The sequence below is a fragment of the Mesorhizobium sp. M7A.T.Ca.US.000.02.2.1 genome (genome assembly GCF_003996995.1).
In the GTDB taxonomy this organism is placed as follows: Bacteria; Pseudomonadota; Alphaproteobacteria; order Rhizobiales; family Rhizobiaceae; genus Mesorhizobium.
Map to the genome: position 1 here is coordinate 1 of NZ_RZTT01000381.1, position 5,844 is coordinate 5,844.

At 60.4% G+C, this 5,844-nt stretch carries 7 protein-coding genes and 1 pseudogene; all 8 read right to left on the reverse strand.

All coding sequences use genetic code 11. The annotated features are described in order from the left end of the window. Window positions 1-125 (reverse strand): annotated as a pseudogene (locus EOD15_RS36990) (flagellar biosynthesis protein FlgJ); the annotation flags it as partial. A gap of 26 nt (window positions 126-151) precedes the next feature. Further along, window positions 152-307: a hypothetical protein gene (locus EOD15_RS35960; protein WP_164761744.1), complete on the reverse strand. Its 156-nt coding sequence runs from the start codon at window positions 305-307 to the stop codon at window positions 152-154. A gap of 46 nt (window positions 308-353) precedes the next feature. After that, window positions 354-1,247 (reverse strand): carbohydrate ABC transporter permease, encoded by an 894-nt coding sequence (locus EOD15_RS27030; protein WP_127320765.1) that lies wholly within the window; start codon window positions 1,245-1,247, stop codon window positions 354-356. A gap of 1 nt (window position 1,248) precedes the next feature. Continuing rightward, window positions 1,249-2,199 carry a sugar ABC transporter permease gene (locus EOD15_RS27035; RefSeq protein WP_127271702.1) on the reverse strand — a complete coding sequence of 317 codons (951 nt, stop codon included), beginning with the start codon at window positions 2,197-2,199 and terminating at the stop codon, window positions 1,249-1,251. Window positions 2,200-2,293: 94 nt separating this feature from the next. Beyond that, window positions 2,294-3,619, reverse strand: coding sequence for an ABC transporter substrate-binding protein (locus EOD15_RS27040; protein ID WP_127320764.1), 1,326 nt, complete (start codon window positions 3,617-3,619; stop codon window positions 2,294-2,296). Between the two features lie 37 nt (window positions 3,620-3,656). Next, complete coding sequence (gene ugpC / locus EOD15_RS27045; RefSeq protein WP_127320763.1) at window positions 3,657-4,742, reverse strand: sn-glycerol-3-phosphate ABC transporter ATP-binding protein UgpC; 1,086 nt, start codon at window positions 4,740-4,742, stop codon at window positions 3,657-3,659. Window positions 4,743-4,920: 178 nt separating this feature from the next. Then, complete coding sequence (locus tag EOD15_RS27050; RefSeq protein ID WP_127271285.1) at window positions 4,921-5,304, reverse strand: hypothetical protein; 384 nt, start codon at window positions 5,302-5,304, stop codon at window positions 4,921-4,923. A 2-nt stretch (window positions 5,305-5,306) separates the two neighbouring features. Then, window positions 5,307-5,844 (reverse strand): flagellar biosynthetic protein FliR (locus EOD15_RS27055; protein WP_127409004.1); only part of this gene is annotated, 538 nt, incomplete at its 5' end.

Below are 5,844 nucleotides of genomic sequence, written 5' to 3' on the forward strand. Positions count from 1 at the left end.
TCGTTATGGATGTGGCCCGAGCCGCCGGCCCGCTTTGCCAGCGCGGCGCGGGCGGTCTCGATATCCGCCGGGTCGGCGGCTCGGGCCACATCCATAACGATGTCGCTGGGTGGAGAAATCGCCAAGAAAGTCCGCCTTTTACCGGTTTTCCTTAGCCAGACCATGCCTCAACAAGCTTGTGGCAGGCTTGCGGGAAGGAGAGGGAGCGGAGTGCGCGGATCGGATCGAAGCTGCCGGCTTCGCGCCATCCGGCAGATTTTTCCATCGTCGCCTTTGGCCGGAAGCTGACGATCAGCTTGGCACCCACGAGCTTGCTTCGATGGTCCGCCGAGGGTGGGATTTCCGCCTCAGCTTCACTCCTTGACCGCCCCCGTCATCGACGAGACGTAGTGCTCGACAAAGAATGAATAGAGCACCACCACCGGCAGGGAGCCGATCAGCGCGCCTGCCATCAGGGCTCCCCATTCATAGACATCCGAACGTACGAGCTCGGTAAGCACGCCGACCGGCACGGTCTTGTTTTCGGACGATTGGATGAAGGTCAAGGCGTAGATGAATTCGTTCCATGACAGGGTGAAAGCGAAGATGCCGGCGGAAATCAGGCCAGGCACCGACAGCGGCAGAACTATCTTGGTCAGGATTTGCCAGCGGCTCGCGCCGTCGATCAGCGCGCATTCTTCCAGTTCGAAGGGGATCGAGCGGAAGTAGCCCATCAAGAGCCACGTGCAGAATGGAATGAGGAACGTCGGATAGGTGAGGATCAGCGCGAACGGCGTATCGTAAAGCCCGAGGTTGAACACCATTACCGACAGTGGAATGAACAGTATCGAGGGCGGCACGAGATAGGCCAGGAAGATCGCCAAGCCGACCTGCCGCGCCCCGGAAAACCTCAAGCGCTCGATCGCATAGGCAGCGAACACCGCCGCCAGCAGCGACAGGAAAGTTGAGGCGGTCGAGATGATGATCGTGTTGAGAAGCCAGCCCGGATAGGCTGTGTCGAAGAGCAGATACCGAATATGCTCGAGTGTCGGATTGACGACCCAGAACGGATTGAAATTGGCATAATCCGTCATCTCGAGATTGGGTTTCACCGCCGTGATCGTCATCCAGTAGAACGGGAACAGCAGCACGATGACGAAGATCAGGAGCGGCAGATAAACGGTGACCACGCGCCGGGGCAGGCTCTGGAGATAGCCCATGCCGCCTTCATCCGTGTTCGGACGATTGTTCGTTTCGATCGCGGCCATGTCAGTCTCCACCGCCCTGCTGCCATTTACGACGTTGCAGCCCGAAATAGCTGAAAAGGATCGCCGCTAGCAGGAACGGGATCATCGCGACCGCGATCGCGGCTCCCTCGCCAAGCTGGCCGCCGGAAATGCCGCGCTGGAACGAGAGCGTCGCCATCAGATGGGTGGCATTCACCGGCCCGCCGCGAGTCAGCACATAGATCAGCTGGAAATCGGTGAAGGTGAACAGGACCGAAAAGGTCATGGTGATGGCGATGATCGGCGTCAGCAGCGGCAGCGTCACATAGCGGAACAACTGCCAACGGCTGGCGCCGTCGAGCGTCGCGGCCTCGTAAAGCGATTGGGGAATCGTCTGCAGGCCGGCCAGCAGCGTGATGGCCACGAAAGGAATGCCGCGCCAGACATTGGCAGCGATCACCGAGGCGCGCGCGTTCTCCGGATCGCCAAGGAAGTTGATGCGGTGATCGATCAGTCCCATTTCCATGAGCGCCCACGACAGGATGGAGAACTGCGAATCGTAGATCCACCAGAAGGCGATGGCCGAGAGCACCGTCGGCACCACCCACGGCAGCAGGACAATCGCGCGGAAGAACGATTTGAAGGGAAGGTTCTGGTTGAGGATGAGCGCTAGCCAGAGGCCGAGCGCGAATTTCAGGATCGAGGCGCTGATCGTGTAGAGCAAGGTGTTGAAGACGGAGAGCCAGAAGACGGCGTCGCTCCACAGATATTCATAGTTTTCGACGCCGATGAAGATGCCGGGGCGGCCGATGCGGGCATCGGTGAAGCCGAGCCAGACGCCGAGCCCCAGCGGATAGGTCAGGAAGACAAGCAGCAGTGCAGCCGCCGGAAGCATGAAGCCGAAGCCAAGTGCGTTCCGGCTTTCGCTCCAGCGCGACAGAATCCGTGAGAAGATCGAAGGTCGCGGCTGGATAGCAGCTGACGGCACGGCCATGGGTTGGCTCCTGCTGAGGTCTCATTGATAGGCCGGATCGGCCGCGACGCAATCCGATGCCAGCCGGGCAGCCGCGCTGCCCGGCTGAGCCGGCTCAAACGCGATAATAGCGATTTGCCCGCTTCTCGGCCTCTTCCATTGCCTCTTGCGGCGTGGCCTGGCCGGTCACCGCTTTGGCGAACATGTCGACCAGCACGTAGTCGGCCATGGTTGCCGCCGAGGCATAGCCGAGCGGCCCGGCATAGCCGTTAGGCCGCAGAGTAGCCGAAGCCTTGGCGTAAGCGGCGTTGTTGGGATCGGCAGTCCACACGGGGTTGTTGTCGAATGCCTTCAGTGTCTGGCAGCAATATCCGGCCGAGGAGGTGATCCAGTCCTTCATTTGCGGTTCCTCGAACATGAACTGCAAATACGCCTTAGCCGCGTTGGGGTAGGGCGTGTAATTGAAGATGACAGCCGTGGTCACCTGGAACAATTCGACGGATTTGCCGACAGGACCGATGGGAAGGTTGGTGGTGCGTATGTCCTTGGCGATTTCAGCCAGCTTTGGATCTTTGTCCTTGTTGATCTTGGCCGTGTTGTAGGCGGAAATTCCATTGGCGATCACGCCCAGTTCGCCGGCCAGGAAGGCGCGGTTGTTGTTGACGTCGAGCCAGCTTTCGGTGCCTGGAATGAAGGTCTTGTAAAGCTCCTGCGCATACTCGATCGCCTTGAGGGTCTCGGGGCTGTTGATCGTTACCTTGCCACTCTCGTCGACCATCTGGCCGCCATGGCTCCACAGCAGCCAATGAGCATAGTTGTTGCCGTCGCCGACGCCATGACCATGCGTGAAGCCGGCCGGATGTCCCTTCGCTTGCAAGGCCTTGCAAAGTTCCAGGAAGCCTTTCGTGTCCTTGGGAAACTCCGAAAAGCCGGCCTCTTTCACCCAGCTTTCCCGATAGACGATGGCATTGCCGATCGTGGCCAGGGGCAGGCCGACAAACTTCCCGTCGCGTGTCGCATATTGCTTAGGTCCCTCGTGCCAGCCGCCATATTTCGAGCCGAGATAGTCGCCCAGTTCGCTCACGTCGTGCAGCTTGTCGGGATATTGGTGCGGGTCATCGAACCAGACGAACATCAGGTCGGGGCCGGAGCCGACATTTGCTGCGACCGCCGCCTTGGGACGAATGTCCTCCCAGCTTTCCTTGTCGACGCGAACCTCGACACCTGTCGCCTCGGTGAAGCGTTTGGTGTTGGCCAGCCATTGGTCCTCGTCGCCCTGGACGAAAGGCGACCAGCGCAGCAGTCTAAGCTTGGCGCCATCCTCGGGTTTGTATTTCAGTCCGTCCTGGGCAAGGGCCGGAGAGCTGATGAACCGACTTCCCAAGGCACCCGCCGCCGCGCCGGCGGTGGTGCGGATCACGTCGCGTCTGGTGAACTTCATGCTCGTTTCCTCCTGTTTGTTGTCCTTGCCTGTGGTCCTACTGATCGGTACGTGTTTGGAATCTCTGTCCGGTTTCTGCGTGAAAGAGATGGATAAGGCTGGGCTCGGCCGTAAGCCGGATGGTTTCGCCCGGCGTGAAGGAATGTCGTTCCCGGAAATTCGCGACGATCTCTTCGCCGCCGGCTGTCCTGCCGATGAGCTGCACTTCGGACCCGGTTGGTTCAACCACCGCGACGGTGACCGGAATGCCCTGCTCGTCGGACAGCCGCAAATGCTCTGGCCTTATTCCCAGCACCACAGGCTCGCCATTGCGGATGGAAAGTGCCGAGACCAACGGGACCGAAATCCCCCCAGCGCCGCGAAATGAGGGTGAACCGTCGGTAGCGATCTCGCCCCTCAGCAAATTCATGGCCGGCGAGCCGATAAAGCTGGCGACAAAAAGATTGTTCGGCCGGTCATAGAGTTCCAGCGGCGGCCCTATCTGCTCGACGATGCCGTCATGCATGACCACGATCTTGTCAGCCATGGTCATGGCTTCGATTTGATCGTGAGTGACGTAGACTGTCGTGGTCTTGAGGCGCTGGTGGAGTTCCTTGATCTCGGCGCGCATCTGCACCCTGAGTTTGGCGTCGAGATTGGACAGCGGTTCGTCGAAGAGAAAGACCGCTGGATCACGCACGATCGCGCGGCCCATTGCGACGCGCTGGCGTTGGCCGCCGGAAAGCTGCCGAGGATAGCGAGCCAGCAACGGCACCAGCCCAAGGATTTCGGCCGCGCGGCGCACGCCGGCATCGCTCTCCGGCTTGGAAACTCCTTTGAGCATCAGCGAGAACGCCATGTTCTCGGCAACGGTCATGTGTGGGTAGAGCGCATAGTTCTGGAAGACCATGGCGACGTCGCGCTCCTTGGGCGCAACGTTGTTGACGACACGTTCGCCGATCGCGATCTGGCCGCGTGAAATTTTTTCCAGGCCGGCGATCATTCTGAGAAGGGTTGATTTTCCGCAGCCCGACGGTCCGACCAGAGTGACGAACTCGCCGTCCTCGATGTTCACGCTGACCCCATGCAGGATCTCGACAGCGCCGAATGATTTATAAACTTCGCCAATTGCGACAGACGCCATCGATCCTCCCAACAATTCCCGCGACGTCGTCGAAGGAACAACGCTTCCGCTAGCGACAGCCCTGGCTCCTCCCAGGCTCACGCTAGGCCGAAACGGTAGCGCTACCAAACCGGGCTGTAAAGCGTTTACGGGAAAGCCGAACCTTGGAGGGTCCGCTTCGCGTACACAATACCCGCAGCTACTCCTGCGTCCGCTTCTGCGTGATCAGGTCCAGCCGCTCGCGGTCGGAGCGTTCGCGTTCGTCGCGGTTGCGTACGTCCTTGTAGGCGCGCTCGACCATGTTGGTGCGGGCGGTCGCCGCGGCGATGAGGCTGGCTTCCTGCCTGGCGCTCGCCAGGTTCGCTTCCTGGCGCACCACCGCCTGGGCAATGCGGCGATGGTAGAGATCGGGAAACAGGGCGGAGAGCGAATCGGCCTGATCGAAATGGCCGACCAGTTCCTTGGCCTCGGCCTCGGCGGCACTGGCCGCCGCAAGGAAGGTGGCGTGGCGGGTTTCGTGCAGCGCCTTCAGCTGTTCCTGAACCTTGACCAGCTTCTTGAGGCGGTCCTTGCGCGTGCTCATTTCTATCTCGCCAATGTCAGATCGACGAAGCCGTCGACGAACAGCGACAGCATGGTGCCGACGGCGAAATAGAAGATGATCATGCCGCCAGCGATGATGAAGGGCTGGGAGATGAAATAGATCGGGATCTGCGGCGTCAGCTTGTTGACGAAGCCGATCGTCAGATTGACGAGAATGGCATAGGCGACGAACGGGCTGCCGAGGCGGATGACCAGGAAGAACGTGTCCGACACCGTGTCGGTGACATCGACGAGGGCGGCCTGCGGGTTGAAGAAGACGTTGACCGGCGCGACCGTGTAAGAGGAAACCAGCGCGCGTATTATCTCGTGGTCGAAATCGAAGACGAACAGCATCAACAGCGCCGAGAACGAGATGATTGCGGCAAGGGCTGCCTGGGGTTCGGGCTCCTCGATCGCCGGTCCGCCGGTCCCGCCATAACCGACCAGCATGGCGATGGCCGAGCCCATGAAGCGCAGGGCTTCCATGTAGAGCCTGGTCATGGCGCCGATCAGGCCGCCGACCAGAAGTTCCGAGATGATC

Bases quoted from the DNA above. Each gene is read 5' to 3' on its own strand.
- EOD15_RS27040 (WP_127320764.1), bottom strand. From the start codon at position 3,619: ATGAAGTTCACCAGACGCGACGTGATCCGCACCACCGCCGGCGCGGCG.
- EOD15_RS27030 (WP_127320765.1), bottom strand. From the start codon at position 1,247: ATGGCCGCGATCGAAACGAACAATCGTCCGAACACGGATGAAGGCGGC.
- ugpC (WP_127320763.1), bottom strand. From the start codon at position 4,742: ATGGCGTCTGTCGCAATTGGCGAAGTTTATAAATCATTCGGCGCTGTC.
- EOD15_RS27035 (WP_127271702.1), bottom strand. From the start codon at position 2,199: ATGGCCGTGCCGTCAGCTGCTATCCAGCCGCGACCTTCGATCTTCTCA.
- EOD15_RS27050 (WP_127271285.1), bottom strand. From the start codon at position 5,304: ATGAGCACGCGCAAGGACCGCCTCAAGAAGCTGGTCAAGGTTCAGGAA.